Source organism: Arenibacter catalasegens, assembly GCF_002909235.1.
GTDB classification, from domain to species: domain Bacteria; phylum Bacteroidota; class Bacteroidia; order Flavobacteriales; family Flavobacteriaceae; genus Arenibacter; species Arenibacter catalasegens.
Genome location: NZ_PHQQ01000014.1, coordinates 84,104 through 101,562, shown reverse-complemented (window position 1 = coordinate 101,562; position 17,459 = coordinate 84,104). Strand labels below are relative to the sequence as shown.

Sequence of the window (17,459 nt, the reverse complement as noted above, 5' to 3'; positions counted from 1 at the left end):
CACCCTTATAAGAGAAAAACAAAATTAGAAAACTTCATTTTAATGCATCTTATAAGTACTTTTGAGAAAACTACATTTAAGAACCCATTATTACAATGAAAAATAGTATCCTATCGGCGCTGCTCCTACTTATTTGCCTAAGCTCCCATTCACAAGATAAAGAAGAAACTAAAAAAGACAGCTGGGATGTATCCAATCCCGCTCTATCATTTAAGAATGTCTCCATTACCTCTGACGAAGGTACTTGGATGAGTTTGGATGTAAGTCCTGATGGCACTCAAATTGTTTTTGATATGCTGGGTGACATTTACACCATGCCCATCACTGGTGGCACCGCTACTCTGATACGGGAGGGACATGCGTTTGAAGTACAACCAAGATATAGCCCTGATGGCAAGAATATAAGCTTTACCAGTGATGCTGGTGGGGGCGATAATATCTGGATTATGAATACAGATGGCACTGAAGCCAAACAAATAACCAAGGAAGATTTTAGGCTAGTCAACAATGCGGTATGGTCCGTTGATGGGAATTATATTTTTTGTAAAAAGCATTTCACCTCAACACGATCACTTGGAGCCGGTGAAATCTGGATGTACCACAAATCTGGTGGAAAGGGCATACAGCTCACCAAAAAGAAAAATGAACAACAAGATGTTGGAGAACCCTGGGCATCCCCAGATGGCAAGTTTGTATTCTATAGTGAAGATGTTTATCCAGGTGGCGCTTTTCAATATAACAAAGACCCGAACAGCCAGATATATGTCATTAATAAATATGGCCTAGAAGATGGCGAGACCGAAAGGATAACAGGTGGTCCTGGAGGTGCCATACGCCCAGTAATTTCACATGATGGCAAGGTTATGGCCTTTATAAAAAGGGTTAGAGAAAAAACTGTACTCTACCTTCATGATCTTAAATCAGGAAGGGAATGGCCTATTTACGATCAACTAAGTAAAGACCAACAAGAAACATGGGCAGTCTTTGGACCTTACACAGGATTCAATTTTACTCCTGATGATAAATTCATAATTATTTGGGCACAGGGTAAAATCAAAAAAATTGATATTAATTCTCTAAGCACTACTGACATTCCCTTTGAAGCAACCGCCAACCATAAAATAGTAAATGCCTTAAAATTTAAAAATAATGCAGCACCCGATACATTTAATGCAAAGGCAATACGCAACGCCGTAACTTCTCCCGATGGTAAAACTTTAATTTTCAATGCCACTGGTTATTTATGGAAAAGGGCACTTCCAAATGGCATGCCAGTCCGCCTTACTTCGGGAACGGATCTAGAATTTGAACCTTCTTTTTCCAAGGACGGCAAATACCTGGTTTATGTAACTTGGAACGATGAAAACATGGGTACTTTACAAAGGCTCGATTTAACTTCTCCCAAAAATAAACCAATACAGATAACCGAAGAAAAAGCCATTTATAGAGAACCTTCTTTTTCGCCTAAAGACATCAATCTGATTCTATATCGGGAAGAGGACGGAAATGGACATCAGGGCTATGTAAACACAAAAGAACCCGGGATTTATCTGCTGGATGTAAATTACACTAAAAAATCCGGAGTAAAGTCCAACAAGAAATTGGTCGTAAAAGAGGGTGAATTTCCTGCGTTCAATAAGGATGCGAGTAGGATTTACTACCAAACCGGAGGATATCTTTTTGGTGAATTGACCAAAACCCTAAAATCTGTAAATCTTGAAGGCAAAGAGCCCCGAGAATTGGTTACATCCAAATATGCCCAAAGAATTATTCCTAGTCCTGATGATAATTGGATAGCCTTTACCAATTTATACAAGGTTTATATTGCAACACTACCCATGACAGGGAACACCATTGAATTGGACGGAAAAGCCACCAATGTGCCCGTAGCTCAAGTTGCACGTGATGCCGGAATTAATTTGCATTGGTCTGCCAATAGCAAAAAACTCAATTGGACCTTAGGCGATGCCTATTTTAGTACTGCCATTAACCAAAGGTTTCTCTTTTTGGAGGGTGCACCGGATTCCATACCAAAGATGGATACCCTGGGTATAAAAATCAATCTAAGCCTTGAATCGGACAAACCAAAGGGAATTATTGCTTTTACAGGAGCTAGGATCATTACCATGAACGATGATGAAGTTTTGGAAAATGCTACCATTCTCATCAAGGATAATAAAATTACGGGCATTGGTTCCAAGAATACCGTTAGCATACCTCCCGATGCCAAAATTATTGACGTAAGCGGTAAAACAATTATGCCAGGAATAATAGATGTACATGCACATCTTGGCCATTTTAGATTTGGCCTTAGTCCACAAAAACATTGGCAATATTACACGAATCTGGCCTATGGGGTTACCACAACACATGATCCTTCTGCAAATACCGAGATGGTATTCTCGCAAGCGGAAATGGTGCGCGCTGGAAATATGGTGGGCCCTCGAATTTTTTCAACTGGGGCCATTTTATATGGAGCAGATGGGGATTTTAAAGCTACGATAAATAATTTGGAAGATGCCCGTTCGGCCATTCTTAGAACGAAAGCCTTTGGAGCTTTTTCCGTAAAAAGCTACAACCAACCCAGACGGGAGCAAAGGCAGCAGATTATCAAGGCTGCCCACGAAAATGAAATAGAGGTAGTACCCGAAGGTGGTTCCACTTTCTTCCATAATATGTCCATGATTCTGGACGGCCATACCGGAATAGAACACAATATACCAGTAGCAAATTTAAGTAAGGACGTTTTGCAATTATGGGCCGCTAGCCAGACCGGATATACCCCTACCCTGATCGTTAATTATGGCGGACTGAACGGGGAATATTACTGGTACCAAACCACCAACGTCTGGGAAGACAAAAAACTCTTAAAATATACCCCAAGAGGTATAATAGACTCCCGATCCAGGCACCGTGTTATGGCCCCCCTAGAAGAATATGAAAATGGTCATATCCTAGTTTCCAAAAATGCTAAAAAACTGGCCGACGCAGGCGTTAAAGTTAATTTGGGAGCCCATGGCCAGATCCAAGGCCTTGGGGCACATTGGGAGCTTTGGATGTTATCTCAAGGTGGCATGACCAATATGGAAGCCTTAAAAGCAGCAACTATAAATGGCGCCAATTATTTAGGGATGGATGATCAGATCGGCTCCCTAAAAGTAGGTATGCTGGCAGATTTAATTGTTTTGGACAAAAATCCACTTGAAAATATTCGAAATTCCAACACCGTTAGGTACACCATGATCAACGGTAGATTATACGATACAGAAACTATGGACGAGATTGGAAATTATAACCGACCAAGAAGCGCCTTTTATTGGGAAATGAACGACTATGCCCCTGCTTTCGACTGGCATGGGGAAACCCATACAGGATGCTCCTGTGAAATTGGCCATTAAGGTATAAAACCATTATAACACCTTGGCGATCAATAGCAATGATCACAATAATGACCAAAACCGAACAAACATAAATAAACGTCATCCTAATCGGCACTTATATATGGCTGAGAATATCCTATGCCATCCTCTGATTTATGAAAGAAATATTTCAAGCCTTTTTATCCTGACTTTCGGAAACAAAAAAGGACACCATAATTGTTAAAAAATAGAAATATGAATATTTCAAGACTAATACCTGTTCCCTTTATCTGTCTATTAATGAATAACTGTTCATACAAAGTTAAAAATTACAATGCGCAAATTGAAGCAGTCTTAAAGGATTCCATATTGGCAAGGGCAAATGAATTTTTGAAATTAACTCCCGTAACAATAACATCTTACACTTCTTCTAGAAGTTCCGGCGGAATCCATGACTTTTTTTCAGAAGGGGATTATTGGTGGCCAGATACACTAAATCTTGATGGACCTTATATACAAAGAGATGGACTTAGCAATCCCAATAATTTCACAGAACACCGCGAGGCCTTATTAGGTTTAAGCGAAATTGTTGGGAATCTTACCTCGGCTTATATTATAACAAAAGATACTATATACGGCAATGCAGCGATAAAACATTGCAAATCATGGTTTATAGTTGACAGTACCAAAATGAATCCACACTTTTTATATGCCCAAGCCATTAAAGGCAGACATACAGGAAGAGGCATTGGAATTATAGACGGAATACATTTTATGGAAGTGGTTCAATCTTTATCTGTTTTGGAGAAAGAGGGACTAATCGACGAAAACAGCAAGATCGAATTTAAAAAGTGGTTTTCAGATTTTGTTGTATGGTTAACAACCCACAAGTATGGTAAAGATGAAATGAAGCATCCCAATAACCATGGAACCTGTTGGAATATGCAGGTAGCTTTGTATGCCGATTATACAAATAATGATAGTATCCTCGCTTTCTGTAGGGATAATTTTAAAAATATCATTCTACCAAATCAAATGGCATTAGATGGTAGTTTTCCTCTCGAGCTTAAAAGAACAAAACCATACGGATATTCTCTTTTTAACCTTGATGCTATGGTAATGAATTGCTTAATCCTGTCTGACCAAGCGTCCAATTTATGGAAATATTCAACTCCCGATGGGAAATCTATATCCCTTGCTCTAGAATATATGGCGCCTTATATAGAAAATAAAAGTACATGGTTTAAAGAACCTGATGTAATGTATTGGGAAAATTGGCCGGTTGCCCATCCCTCTTCCTTATTTGGGGCTATCATTTTTGATCGACCTGACCTTTTTGAACTTTGGAAAATAAATGAACACACACCAGAAGTTTTTGAGGTGAAAAGAAATTTACCTGTTAGAAATCCCTTGATCTGGCTTAATCGGCTGGAAGCAGGGAAATAAGACCATGAACCAACACTTATTAAAAGCATGCAACAGTCCAATTTTCATGATTATAGTCTCCTCAAGATTTAGCGAGCGAAGCTGTGCAACTTTCCACATTCTCCCCCCGACAGTGTGTTGCAAGTATTAACTAGTTAATTTGAGAATGACTAAATACCGTTCGGAAGGCATTTATAAAAGGACAAGCCGCCCAGTGTAATTAGACTATAGTAAAAAAGTGTTGGGCCCATTTCTTAATAAAAGAGACCGTTTTTAAAATAAACAACTAACAACATACTAATAGGGTCAATTATTCCCGCCAAATATTTAGGCAGCAAATTGACCCAAAGTCCTGTATCCTAGCCTACATACCCGACTTAACAGGGGCAGTAGTGGTCGTCATATCCCGAACACACACATATTTTCCGTCGCGTTTCTCAAAATAAGACATATAATTTCCATTCTCCAATTGTTTACCAGAAGCATCAAATTCGATCCAACTACCAATCTCAACTGCATTATCTCCTTGCGCAAAAAGGTCAACAACTTTATAAACGTTATAATTTCCAGTTGTATCCTTCGCAATATTCTTGGCAATATTTTCCCTGATCGCCCGCTTGCCTGAAATAGGTTGCCTGTTACGACTGTAACTCATGGCATCGTCACTGTAATAAGCGGCCACACCATCGGCATCCTTTGCTTTTTCGGCGGCCGCATAGGCATCTTCCATAGCTTGAATTTCGACTTTAATTTGGTCCATATCAAGGCTTACTTTTTTTTCAGGGGTTGAACAAGCTGAAAAAATTAAAACGGTAAAGGCCATAAATCCCAATAATCCAATATTCTTTCGCATAATAATTATGTTTTGGTTTGTATATCAAGATACAACTAAACTAGGGGAATAAGGCTATTATTTGCCTTTACATCATTAATGGGCTTGAACCCAACCGAGAATACTTTTTATACAGCATTTACTATAGGATTAATTAAGCCTATTGATGCAAGCCAATATTGCCCATTTTACCAAAATTGTGGCATCATTTGTTTTGGAAAAGCATTTCATTATCTTAGAAGCTAAACTTGTTAGCATGCCAACCTACCACCTCAACATCAATGGCCTCCAAAAAAAGGTACAAACAGAAGCAGATACCCCTTTACTTTATGTTTTAAGGGATTATTTGGAACTGAACGGACCTAAGTTTGGGTGTGGTCTGTCGCAATGTGGGAGCTGTACAGTGCTAATAAATGGCAGCGCTGTAACCAGTTGTATGCTGGCAATATCGTCTATTGGAACTTCTAAAATCATCACTTTGGAGGGACTTGCAAGTGACTCCGGAAAACTGCATGCTGTTCAGGAAGCATTTGTAAAGGAGCAAGCTGCCCAATGTGGTTATTGTCTAAATGGAATGGTAATGGCCGCTGTTAGCCTGCTGAACAAAAACCCCAATCCAAATGAAATGGAAATCAAAAATACCCTGCAAGGTAACCTTTGCCGTTGCGGAAGCCATACTAGGATAATCCGTGCCATTAAAACCGCAGCCAATAGTCTCTAAACCAACACACCCTATGACCACATTGCCACTTCAATCCAGAAGAAAATTCATAAAGAATATGGGTTATATAAGTATAGGATTTTCACTTTTTGGAGCCTGCATTGGTGAGGAAGACCCTACCATAGCTTCCCGTGTTACTTATAACGGAAAACTTCCCGGCAGTATAGGACGTGCCAACGCCGTGAACGCCTGGTTGGAAATATTGGAAGATGGAAGTATTAGGGTTTTATCTGGAAAAGTAGAATTGGGACAGGGAATACGCACCGCCATCCAGCAAGTTGCCGCAGAAGAACTGGATATGGATTTGGACAAGGTTCATGTTCAACTTGCAGAGACCGGGCTCACCCCTAACGAAGGTTATACGGGCGCCAGTGCTTCCATTCAAAACAGTGCCATGTCCGTGCGTTATGCAGCCGCCACAGCAAGGCAGGAATTACTTAAACTGGCAAGCAAAAAACTGAATACTCCCGTTGATCAACTACTATTATTCAATGGTATAGTTAAATCGAAACAGGACAATAAATCCCTCACTTTTGCTGCAATCTTAGATGGTGAACAAATAGAGAAAGAAGTGAGCATTCCGGTCCCCATTAAAAATAAAACCGAACATCGTTATGTTGGAAAAGTTATACCTAGGGCCGATATAGCGGAAATGGTTCGCGGGAAAGCGGGATATATTCAGGATTTGCGTTTCCCCGATATGGTGCACGCCAGGGTCCTTCGCCCCAAGGGGTATGAATCCAAGCTTATCGCCTTAGATGAAACTGGTTTAAAATCGGAAGTACCAGGTATCATAAAAACAGTAGTAAAAGGAAGTTTTGTGGGGATAATTGCCGAAAGAGAACATCAGGCAATTAAAGCAGAACAATACCTTAAAAAGCATTCAGAATGGACAGCTTCCGTACCCTTTCCTGAGCCAGAAAATCTGTTTACGTATATCAAAGAGATTGCCGACGAATCCGAAACGGTAAGGAATGAAGGCAATATTGAGGAAGCTTTTAAAGGTGTGGAAACCATTAAGGCAAGTTATACCAAACCCTATTTAAAACACGCTTCTTTAGGTCCGGCATGTGGATTAGCCATGTTTGATGGGGAAGTATTGCACATCTGGTCCCATAGTCAGGGGATATATCCTTTGAGGGAAGCATTGGCGACCATGCTGACAATGGACGCTGATAAAATACACATCATGTCGGTTCCGGGAGCAGGTTGTTTTGGTCATAGTACAGCTGATGATGCTGCCGCAGATGCCGCACTTTTGGCATTGGAATATCCCAAAAAACACCTGCGCGTACAATGGTCCAGACAAGATGAACATTCTTGGGACCCTTATGGTCCTGCTATGATCACCGAATTGGAGGCGAGCCTTGATGAAAAAAATAAAATAAATTCATGGAAGGGCGAGGTGTGGACGGACTCCCATAGTACTCGCCCAAATAAGGATGCTGGGACGGTATTGGCAGCGCGATATTTGGAAACGCCCTTCGAAATGAAGTCGAGAGGGTATTTGGGAGGCGGACATAGAAACGCTGATCCTTACTACAACATTCCCAATATGAAGCTGAATGCCCATTACTACAAGGGACCCTTCCGAGTCTCCTCTTTACGTAGCTTGGGATCCTTTACCAATATCTTTGCCGTAGAATCTTTTATGGATATTTTGGCTGAGAAAGCGGGACAAGACCCCTTGGATTTCCGTCTAAATCATTTGGAGGACGAAAGGGCCATTGCAGTTATCCAGAAAGTGAAAGAAATAACCACTACTCAAAATACAGGAGATAATCAAGGTATTGGCTATGCCTTTATGAGGTACAAGAATACGGACGCCTATATCGCCGTTGCCGCTAAGGTTGCCGTGGACACTATTAACGGGGATATAAAGCTCATTAAAATGTGGGCGGCGGTAGATGTAGGCGAGGTAATTAATATGGATGGGATAACCAATCAAATTGAAGGAGGACTGATCCAGGCGGCCAGCTGGACACTGAAGGAGCAAGTAACTTTCAATCCTCGGGAAGTCACCAGCACAGATTGGCTGAAATACCCCATTCTACGTTTTTCAGAAATACCTGAAGTGGAGGTCGCCATTATCAATCGCCCGGAAGAGGATGCCAAGGGTGTGGGAGAAGTCCCTATACCTCCAACCGCTGCGGCAATTGCCAATGCCATCTATAAGGCTTGCGGAAAACGGGTGCATGATCTGCCGATTACACCAGAGAAGGTTTTGAATGCATAAACCTTAGATTCGTATATTCCCATAACACAATAAAAAAATAAGATACAGAGGTCAGATTGCGACCTAATATTATTCCAAAATACATAAATTGGAACGATGTTGAAATAATTTCCTTATCGGGAGAGAACTCCTTTTGAGCACAATAGCTAAGGGCTCCCCTCTTGGAACGAAGAGGGGAATGAATTGCCCTGCCCTTAGGTAGGGGAAAGAAAGGGGAGATTGAAATCCCGGGCTGCGTAAGAATCATTCCCCCTATGTTTCTTGGAATCTACCATCCCCAAGGCCTGCGCTTTCAATCCCTTCCGTCTCCTCCGTAATTGGCGGAGAATCCACCTTCCCTTATCCATGGGAAGGAGCTTTTATTTTTTACGTCTTAGGGAGGCTTTACATTTATTTTAAAATGTGCAAATCTGGTTGAGGTTGAAATAAATACGGCAATGGTAGATGTGAGAAATCACCTAGGCAGCAGCACCAAGCCTTTATGTGCGACTTTTCTCCCGAAAGCTTTCGGGACGTTGTAAAAAAACAACTCATTTCGAAGTGACCTCCTCAGTCATTTCGACCGGAGGGAGAAATCACACAAGTAGCGCAACCAAAACATGAATTGCGTACACAAATTCTCGAAACCCGAAAAGTAAATAGCCTTCGCCAAAACCCAACTTGTGCGACTTCTCTCCCGATAGGTATCGGGAGTCCCGAAAAAGGGACTCTGTCGAAGTGACTCCCACCTTTTATCTCTATTGAAAAATCAAAATAATAAACTTAGGATTCATTATCCTATACCAATTAAAAAATCTGATTGTTCTGGGTTTCCTCTTTAGGCTTATCAGAAGAAATAAAATACTTCTTCTTTTCCCTCGCCACCTTATAAAAATTTGACAAAAAAAGCGGGTATATACCCGCTTTTTTTTAACACCTCTTAATCAGATAGTTTAATACTTCTTGGATTGCTCAATGTACTTATCATCCAGTTCCTTGGAATCCTTATATTTTGTCCGCAGTTGGGTAAGTTTTTCCTTTAGCTCCTTAACGACCTCGGCATAGTCTGGATCATCATATACATTGTTCATTTCCTTGGGATCTTTTTTACGGTCATATAATTCCCATTCATCCACATCATAATAAAAATGGGCCAGTTTGTATTCCTTGGTAACAATCCCGTAGTGACGTTTTACCATATGCACACTGGGATATTCATAATAATGGTAATAAACGGCCTCCCTGTTCCATTTGTCATTTTGACCTTTTAACAATGGCATGAGACTTTCCCCTTGCATATCAGCAGGAGCCTCTATTTGTGCCGCCTCCAAAAACGTCTGGGCAAAATCAAGGTTCTGTACCATTTCCTCCTCAGTGGTTCCCGGCTTAATTTCATTGGGCCAACGGATCAACAATGGCGTTTTAAACGATTCATCATAAATAAAACGCTTGTCGAACCAACCATGTTCCCCTAAGTAAAACCCTTGGTCCGAAGTATAAACTACTATGGTATTTTCGGCCAGGCCGTTGTCATCCAAATAATCCAGCACCCGTCCTACATTGTCATCCACAGAAGAGATACTGCCCAAATAATCCTGCATATACCGCTGGTATTTCCAGATCATTTTTTCCTCGTCGGTCATGGAAGGCCATTTTTCCATAAAATCCTGGTTAATAGCATCAATAATAGGCTTGTATTCTTGACGTTGTTCTTCATTTCCACGATTGAATTCGTTGTAAACATCTGCCTGTGAACCTTTAACAAATGGCTCCACGCCCCCCATAGCTTCCAAGGTTTCTGGCCAAATCTTGCTATCATGGCTATACTGCATATGGTACAACAAATTCATCTCGGCCGTTTTGGCCGCAGTGCCCCTATTCTTATAATCGTCGAAAAGGGTCTCTGGCAAGGGAAAGGTTTTTTGGGTATACTCCTTAAATTTATCTGCTCTTGGCCACCAAGGTCTATGGGGCGCCTTATGCAGGTACATTAAAAGAAACGGTTTATTGGGGTCCCGTTTTTTATCCAACCATTCAAGGCTCATGTCCGTAATAATATCGGTAACATATCCAGTAATAGTGGTATCTCCTTTTTGGGTGATGAAATCCGGATTAATATAATGGCCCTGTCCTGGCAAGATCATAAATTCGTCCACTCCCTTGGGATTGTTTCCAAAATGCAACTTCCCGAACATGGCAGTTTGGTAACCCGCCTTTTGAAACAGTTGCGGAAAGGTAACTTGAGTAGTATCAAATGGATTGTGATTATCTATTTTTCCATTAATGTGGGTATGCTTCCCGGTAAGTATCGTTGCCCTGGACGGTGCACAGATAGAATTGGTAACACTAGCATTTCTAAACAGAATTCCCTCCTTTGCCAATCGATCTATGTTTGGGGTTTTGATCAAATGGTCACTATAGGCACTAATAGCCTGATAAGCATGATCATCGGACATGATGAAGAGGATGTTGGGTTTTTGGGGCTTCTTATCCTCTTTCTCAGCACAACTGTGCAATGACAAAAAGCTAAGTGTAACAAGGGAAAATAATTGTAGTACTTTCATATGGTTGGTTTGTATTGATAAAACTCTTCCTAAAGAGAATCACTAAATATAAATGGTTTAGGGACAAACATCAAATATTTTTGCCTTATGTTCTTCTTGATAATCTGAAAGGCAAAATATTTATACCATACCCCAAAATAGGAAAAGCCCTAATAAGCGAATGTTGCAATTGCATGAGTCCCTTAAGCAAGGGTATACAACAGCTTTATCATTCTTTTTTCGCTACCCATTTTATGCCTTCTATTAGATGTTGTCGTCCAAAATCCGTATCTAACGAGCGGATGTCATGACCCAATTCTGTATAGAAAAACCTTCCTCCTCCCCAAATCCTAGTCCACGCTATAGGATGGTCTTTCCCCATTGCTACGCCTCCTCTGGTCTTAAAATATTCTCTAACTGGTTCGTATGTCGATTCGTCCACCCTGAGTAAAACCTGTACACCCGGCAAACCAGTAACAACCTTGGTGTGGTTGGTCCAATCTGCCTCGTACCAAAACTCTTTACCCATTCCCTTAACGGCAGGATGATCCATGGCCTTGGAATCAACCACCAATTTGGCCTTAAGAAACTCAGAATCACTATTGAAATCACAACCTCCCAATTCCATTATCCAGGGCCAGTTTTCCTGATGCACCAACAATGCATGTAAACCAACAATGGCGCCCCCAGCTTTATACCATTCTTCAATGGCATTCCGCTGGTTTTCATTGAAAACTTTATCGAGTACATTTGCATTGTTGAACAGCAAGACATCATAATAACTCAATTTTTCCTTCGATATATCATCCCCAGTTTCACTTACATCTATCTGCATATTGTGTTCGGCACCTAGTCGCACAATCCATCCGTTTACAATGGGGATGTCTGGATGGCGGAACCAACCTGTACCGGAAAAGAGCAAAACCTTCAATGTAGCTCCATTCCCCATGGCATTGCGCTCATGCATTTTCTTTTGATGATCAACATCAAGATGCTCTTGCGCAATTAATGGCAAGGTTGATAAAAAGATTAACGATAAAAAGATGGTTACAACAATTTGGTTTTTTTCGCTTTTCATAATTGGTAATTCCTAATTCCTTCTAGTTAAGCATATTTACTTAACCTCTGTTTCAATAAAAATAAGGGTTTTAAGGCTATAATTAAGAGTCAAAACTTTCTAGATGTTAGCTCGACCTAAGAATTAGGTTTTTATAACCTGAAAAATACATAATACTTAACACCATAAAATGTTAATATCCAATATATTATGTTTAAATTTCTAAAGATAAAGGTACATCTTTCTAGGGCCATAAACATAATAAAATACCCATGGGATATAGAAGATTCGCTATATTGGGAACTTTAATAACACACATATTTCAAAAATAGCCTGCCATAAACCCTAAACTCCAATGTTTAAAAATAAACCTAGAAATATTTTTAATGTCATCGCAATCCTTATTTGCACCATTATTGTTATTAGTTGCCAAACTAAACAGAAAGTCGAGCTGCCCCCAAATATTGTTTGGATCACCTCCGAGGACAATTCCAAGCACTACCAAAAACTTTTTGATGACAATGGCATTCCTACCCCGAACATAGAATCACTAGCAACTGAAGGATTGATATTTAATCGCGCATTTTCCAATGCCCCCGTCTGCAGTGTTGCCCGGTCGGCCATAATATCTGGTTGCTACGGACCTCGTATCGGGGCCCAATTTCATAGAAAGATGGCTGCTGTTCCCATGCCCGATTCTCTCAAAATGTTTCCTACTTACTTAAGAGAGGCTGGTTATTACACCACCAACAATAGCAAAGAGGATTATAATATAATCAAAAGTGAAGGTGTTTGGGATGCATCTTCAAAAAAGGCAAGCTGGAAAAACAGGGCTGAAAATCAACCCTTTTTCCATGTTTTTAACATTGGGGTTTCCCATGAATCCAGCATGCACTTTACTGCACAGGGTATGGACACCACCGTTACTGAAACAGATATAAACTCCTTCGAAATTCAACCCAATCATCCCAACACAGACTTATTTAAATACACCAATGCCCTCTACCGTGATAAAATTAGGGAGATGGACCGTCAGGTGGGTGAAATCATTATTGAACTAAAGAATGATGGTCGCTTGGATGACACCTTCATTTTTTACTTCGGGGATCATGGTGGTGTATTGCCAGGGAGCAAAGGATATCTTTATGAAACCGGACTCCATGTGCCTATGGTGGTCCATATTCCAAAAAAATATAGACATCTGGTAAAAAATGAGATCGGTAGTACCATAAACGGTTTTGTAAGCTTTATAGATTTGGCACCAACAGTATTAAATCTTGCTGGCATTAGTATTCCCAAGGAAATAGACGGAACCGCTTTTTTAGGCAAGGATATAGAGCGTGAAGAATTAAATTCCCGTGATGAGACTTATAGTTATGCCGATAGATTTGATGAAAAATTTGATATGGTAAGGGCTGTCCGAAAAGGAAAGTACAAATACATTAGAAGCTATCAGCCCTTTAATTATGATGGATTAATGAACAACTATCGTTACAAGCAATTGGCCTACAAAGAGTGGCAGTCCTTATACGCCGATGGTAAACTCAACGAGCTACAATCCGCCTTTTTTAATAAACGGGCCCCGGAAATGCTTTTTGATGTTGATGCCGACCCCTATGAAACAAAGAACTTGGCAGATGACCCAGCGTATACTACTACCCTATTTAATATGCGAGAAAAACTCGTTACATGGGTAAAAGAAATGCCCGATCTATCTTTCTATCCCGAACACTTCCTGATCGAGAAAGCGTTCACAAATCCGGTGCATTTTGGGAATAATCACAAAGAGGACATTCAAAAATATATCGCTATTACCGATTTAAACCTATTGACTTTTGAGGATGCCAAGAAGTCCCTTACCACTGCCCTTAATTCTTCCGATACATGGGAACGATACTGGGCAATTATCGCCTGTAGTACTTTTGGGCAACAAGCCAGTGCAATGGAGTCTCAAATTAGGGAAATGGCCTCTCAGGACAAAGAGCTAATAAATAGGGTACGCGCAGCTGAATTTCTAGGAATTATAAAAACAACAGACCCTTCAGCAGTAATGACAAATTCCTTGTACGAGTCTGAAAAACCAAGTGAGGCTTTGCTCATTTTAAACTCGATCGTACTTATGGAGTCGGCCACCTACAATTATCAATTTGATATTCAGTTAGATAAAATATCTAAAACCGTAGTAGAAGATTCAGAAGTGAAGCTTAGATTGGAATACCTTAAAATATTATAAACACATGCATGCGGAACGGTATTCCCGCAATTCAATAATAAAAACTAACAACAAAATTCAGATTTTTCTAGTACCAACCTTGCATAAGGTCCTTCGAGATAAAAGGTAACCAGATGCAGGGGAAAATACGGGAACCATCAATTTATGCCTTCAATGATTTCCATTCTAGACCCAACCAAACTTACGTTTTAAACGAAGGAATACAATTGCCATAATTATACCATTGAATAAAGGGTTCAGATGGCACCTCCAAGATCAATTAAAACATTTGTACTATTACTGCTATCCTCTACCATCTGTTGGGTTACATTGGTTTTCCACAAATACAATCTTCTCAACGAATCAATATCCAATAACAATTTTAAACCCTTGCCGGAGATCTCCGTATCATAAAGATTAATCACTTCCAAATGCCTATATTTTTGTAATTGTTCGATGGCATTGTCAGTGATTGAATTTGAATGTAAATCAATTTTAGTCAAATTGTTTAATTCGGGTAACTTGCCCATCATTTCATCTGTTAATCCACAATTGGATAGGTTCAAAAATGTAATGTTATCGCCTATTTGCTTCAATAGACTAATTTGTTCCTCACCTATTGCCACCCCGTCGTAACTTACATCCAGCAAGAAATTATCTTCTCCCAACCTATTGACTGAAAATCCATTTTCGATCAACACATCTACTTTTTGTTGCTCAACATCCTCAACTACAATCGTTTCTATATAGGGCTTGGGATTAAAGTCCAAACTATAATCCCGGATCATTAGTTGCAATAATTCCGGTGTCATATTTACATGGTCGAACACCGCTAAACTATCTGCTCCAATATTTATCCAATATTCAAGAATTTTTATTTCACTATAGCTTAATGGCTTCCCCTTTGGAGGCATAAATTTTTTATTGTTCAAGGGTAAGCTAATGCGCTTAAATAGTTCACTTTCCTCTAAAACGCTTTGTACAATTGGATATCCACTTTCTGCCTTAGCGAATAAGTCTTTATACCCCATAAGATTAAGATCTCCTTTTTGTTTATCATTATTATGGCACGATGTACATTTTTGTTCCAACATAGGTTCAATAACATCCCTGTAAATTACAATCGAATCTTGATTCTTCTGTTGGATTCCTTTTTTTGAACTCTCTATTTCAAATCCGGCCATATTCTTTATGGCATCAGGGGCATAGGTAAGAAGGTATTCTTCCCCATGGGTAAGCACTCCGCCTTGATGCCCGGTAAGACCAACAAGAATTATAAATATTGAGGATACTATGATAGATTGTTTGCGATTATACTTCCGTATTTTTATTTTAAGGACTAAGATCAAAGCTGAAAATACGGCCACTCCTATCCCCAGCCACTTGTGTTGATTAAGTGTTTCTACATTGTATTCTCCTCCTTGGGACAGTAGCAGTCCTGTGGCAATAGTAATAAGACTGGACACAATAACTGCTATAAGAGCGTATTGAACAATACGGTTGTAGATTTGCTTATCATTCTTAAACAGACCAATACTTTCAATAATTACGGCCAATACAATAAACCCAATGGGCAAGTGTACCACTAAAGGGTGAAATCTCCCCAGAAATAATTCAATATCCATATGTACTACTGCTATGTTAAAATATCTTTGACCACGTGGCCACTTACATCTGTAAGTCTAAAATCTCTCCCTTGAAAATGATATGTAAGTCTTTCATGATCCAAACCTAATTGGTTAAGAATTGTTGCTTGTACGTCATGAACATGAACCTTACCTTTTATTGCCGAATAGCCTATCTCATCCGTTTCGCCAAAAGTAAATCCTTTTTTAATTCCTCCTCCGGCCATCCACATTGTAAAGGCCTCTCCATGATGGTCCCGCCCATAGAAACCTTTCCCTGATCTTGCCTCCATCATAGGAGTTCTGCCAAACTCTCCTCCCCAAACTATTAGGGTTTCCTCTAAAAGCCCTCTTTGTTTTAAATCGGTAATAAGTGCTGTCATACTCTGATCAATACGACTACATTTCGAATTTAAACCAACATCTACACCATTGCCAGCTCCAACCCCATGTGTATCCCAACCGTCATCATAAAGCTGAACAAAACGTACTCCATTTTCCACTAACCTTCTTGCCAAAAGACAATTATTCGCAAAGGAACCCTCTCCTGGCGTTACTCCATATAGCTTTTTAATATATTCCGGTTCATCATCTATACTCATAACACCCGGCACCGAAGTTTGCATTTTAAACGCTAACTCATATTGAGACATTCTCGTTAGAATTTCGGGATCATGGGATTCTTGATATTCCAATTCATTTATTCTATTTATGGCATCTACAGATTGCTTTCTCAAAACTCCATCTACGCCTTTCGGGTTTTGTAAATTCCTAACTGCAGGACCTTTGGATTGGCATTGGACTCCTTGGTAAACGGTAGGTAAAAATCCACTTCCCCAAAGGCGTTTTCCTCCGGAAACTACCCCTCCTGAAAGCAAAACAATAAAGCCCGGCAAGTTTTCATTGGACGAACCCAGCCCATAAGTTGCCCAACTTCCTAATGAAGGTCGCCCTTGCCTGGGTGATCCCGTTTGCATTAAGAACTGTGCGGGTGCGTGGTTAAATTCTTCCGTGGAAACTGCCTTCAGAAAACTAACTTCATCAACTACGCTGGCAAATTTTGGCAAATAATTGGATATCCAAGTGCGAGATTCTCCGTACTGTTTAAAACTGGCTTGCGAGCCCAACATTTTAGGAGTTCCCCTTATAAAGGCAAAGCGCTTGCCTTCCAATAAGGAAGGGGGACAATCTTGTCCATTCAAGGTATTCAGCACCGGTTTATAATCAAAAAGTTCTAATTGCGAAGGTCCACCTGCCATGTGCAAATAAATCACATGCTTAACTTTAGGCAAAAAATGTGGGATTCCCCCACCCGCGTTAAGTGCGGGCGAATTGTTGGCAAACAAATCCCCGCCTAACATAGAACCTAGTGTTAAGGCCCCCATACCCGAAATGCAATTCTTTATAAAATGCCTACGGGTATTATATTCACTTTCGCGATAATGTGCCTCGTTTAAAATATTCATGCTA

The 17,459-nt window shown here is 40.2% G+C and carries 10 protein-coding genes; 5 read left to right on the top strand and 5 right to left on the bottom strand.

Going from position 1 to position 17,459, the window contains the following annotated elements; genetic code table 11:
- Window positions 1-95: 95 nt before the first annotated feature.
- The gene (locus tag CWD90_RS12515) at window positions 96-3,398 is read left to right on the top strand and encodes an amidohydrolase family protein (RefSeq protein WP_103476409.1); all 3,303 of its coding nucleotides are present in this window, start codon (window positions 96-98) and stop codon (window positions 3,396-3,398) included.
- Window positions 3,399-3,614: 216 nt separating this feature from the next.
- Entirely contained in the window at window positions 3,615-4,805 is a 1,191-nt protein-coding gene (locus CWD90_RS12510) for an alginate lyase family protein (RefSeq protein WP_103476408.1), read from the top strand.
- 343 nt (window positions 4,806-5,148) lie between these two features.
- Here the strand turns inward: CWD90_RS12510 and CWD90_RS12505 are convergent, their stop codons facing one another.
- A complete protein-coding gene (locus CWD90_RS12505) occupies window positions 5,149-5,637 on the bottom strand; it encodes a YybH family protein (protein ID WP_103476407.1) in 489 nt (162 codons plus the stop codon).
- Window positions 5,638-5,782: 145 nt separating this feature from the next.
- Between CWD90_RS12505 and CWD90_RS12500 the strand changes: the two genes are divergently transcribed.
- Entirely contained in the window at window positions 5,783-6,337 is a 555-nt protein-coding gene (locus tag CWD90_RS12500; RefSeq protein ID WP_317045728.1) for a (2Fe-2S)-binding protein, read from the top strand.
- Window positions 6,338-6,350: 13 nt separating this feature from the next.
- Window positions 6,351-8,573 carry a xanthine dehydrogenase family protein molybdopterin-binding subunit gene (locus CWD90_RS12495; protein ID WP_103476406.1) on the top strand — a complete coding sequence of 741 codons (2,223 nt, stop codon included), beginning with the start codon at window positions 6,351-6,353 and terminating at the stop codon, window positions 8,571-8,573.
- A 932-nt stretch (window positions 8,574-9,505) separates the two neighbouring features.
- Here CWD90_RS12495 and CWD90_RS12490 read toward each other — a convergent pair.
- On the bottom strand, window positions 9,506-11,116 hold the full coding sequence (locus CWD90_RS12490; RefSeq protein WP_103476405.1) for a sulfatase/phosphatase domain-containing protein: 1,611 nt from the start codon (window positions 11,114-11,116) through the stop codon (window positions 9,506-9,508).
- 208 nt (window positions 11,117-11,324) lie between these two features.
- Window positions 11,325-12,173, bottom strand: coding sequence for a ThuA domain-containing protein (locus tag CWD90_RS12485; protein WP_103476404.1), 849 nt, complete (start codon window positions 12,171-12,173; stop codon window positions 11,325-11,327).
- A 334-nt stretch (window positions 12,174-12,507) separates the two neighbouring features.
- Between CWD90_RS12485 and CWD90_RS12480 the strand changes: the two genes are divergently transcribed.
- Entirely contained in the window at window positions 12,508-14,385 is a 1,878-nt protein-coding gene (locus CWD90_RS12480) for a sulfatase family protein (protein ID WP_103476403.1), read from the top strand.
- A gap of 236 nt (window positions 14,386-14,621) precedes the next feature.
- Here the strand turns inward: CWD90_RS12480 and CWD90_RS12475 are convergent, their stop codons facing one another.
- Both CWD90_RS12475 and CWD90_RS12470 read right to left on the bottom strand, forming a co-directional pair.
- Window positions 14,622-15,989, bottom strand: a complete 1,368-nt coding sequence (locus CWD90_RS12475; protein ID WP_103476402.1) for a DUF2231 domain-containing protein — start codon at window positions 15,987-15,989, stop codon at window positions 14,622-14,624.
- An 11-nt stretch (window positions 15,990-16,000) separates the two neighbouring features.
- Window positions 16,001-17,455, bottom strand: coding sequence for a DUF1501 domain-containing protein (locus tag CWD90_RS12470; RefSeq protein ID WP_103476401.1), 1,455 nt, complete (start codon window positions 17,453-17,455; stop codon window positions 16,001-16,003).
- Window positions 17,456-17,459 lie beyond the last annotated feature (4 nt).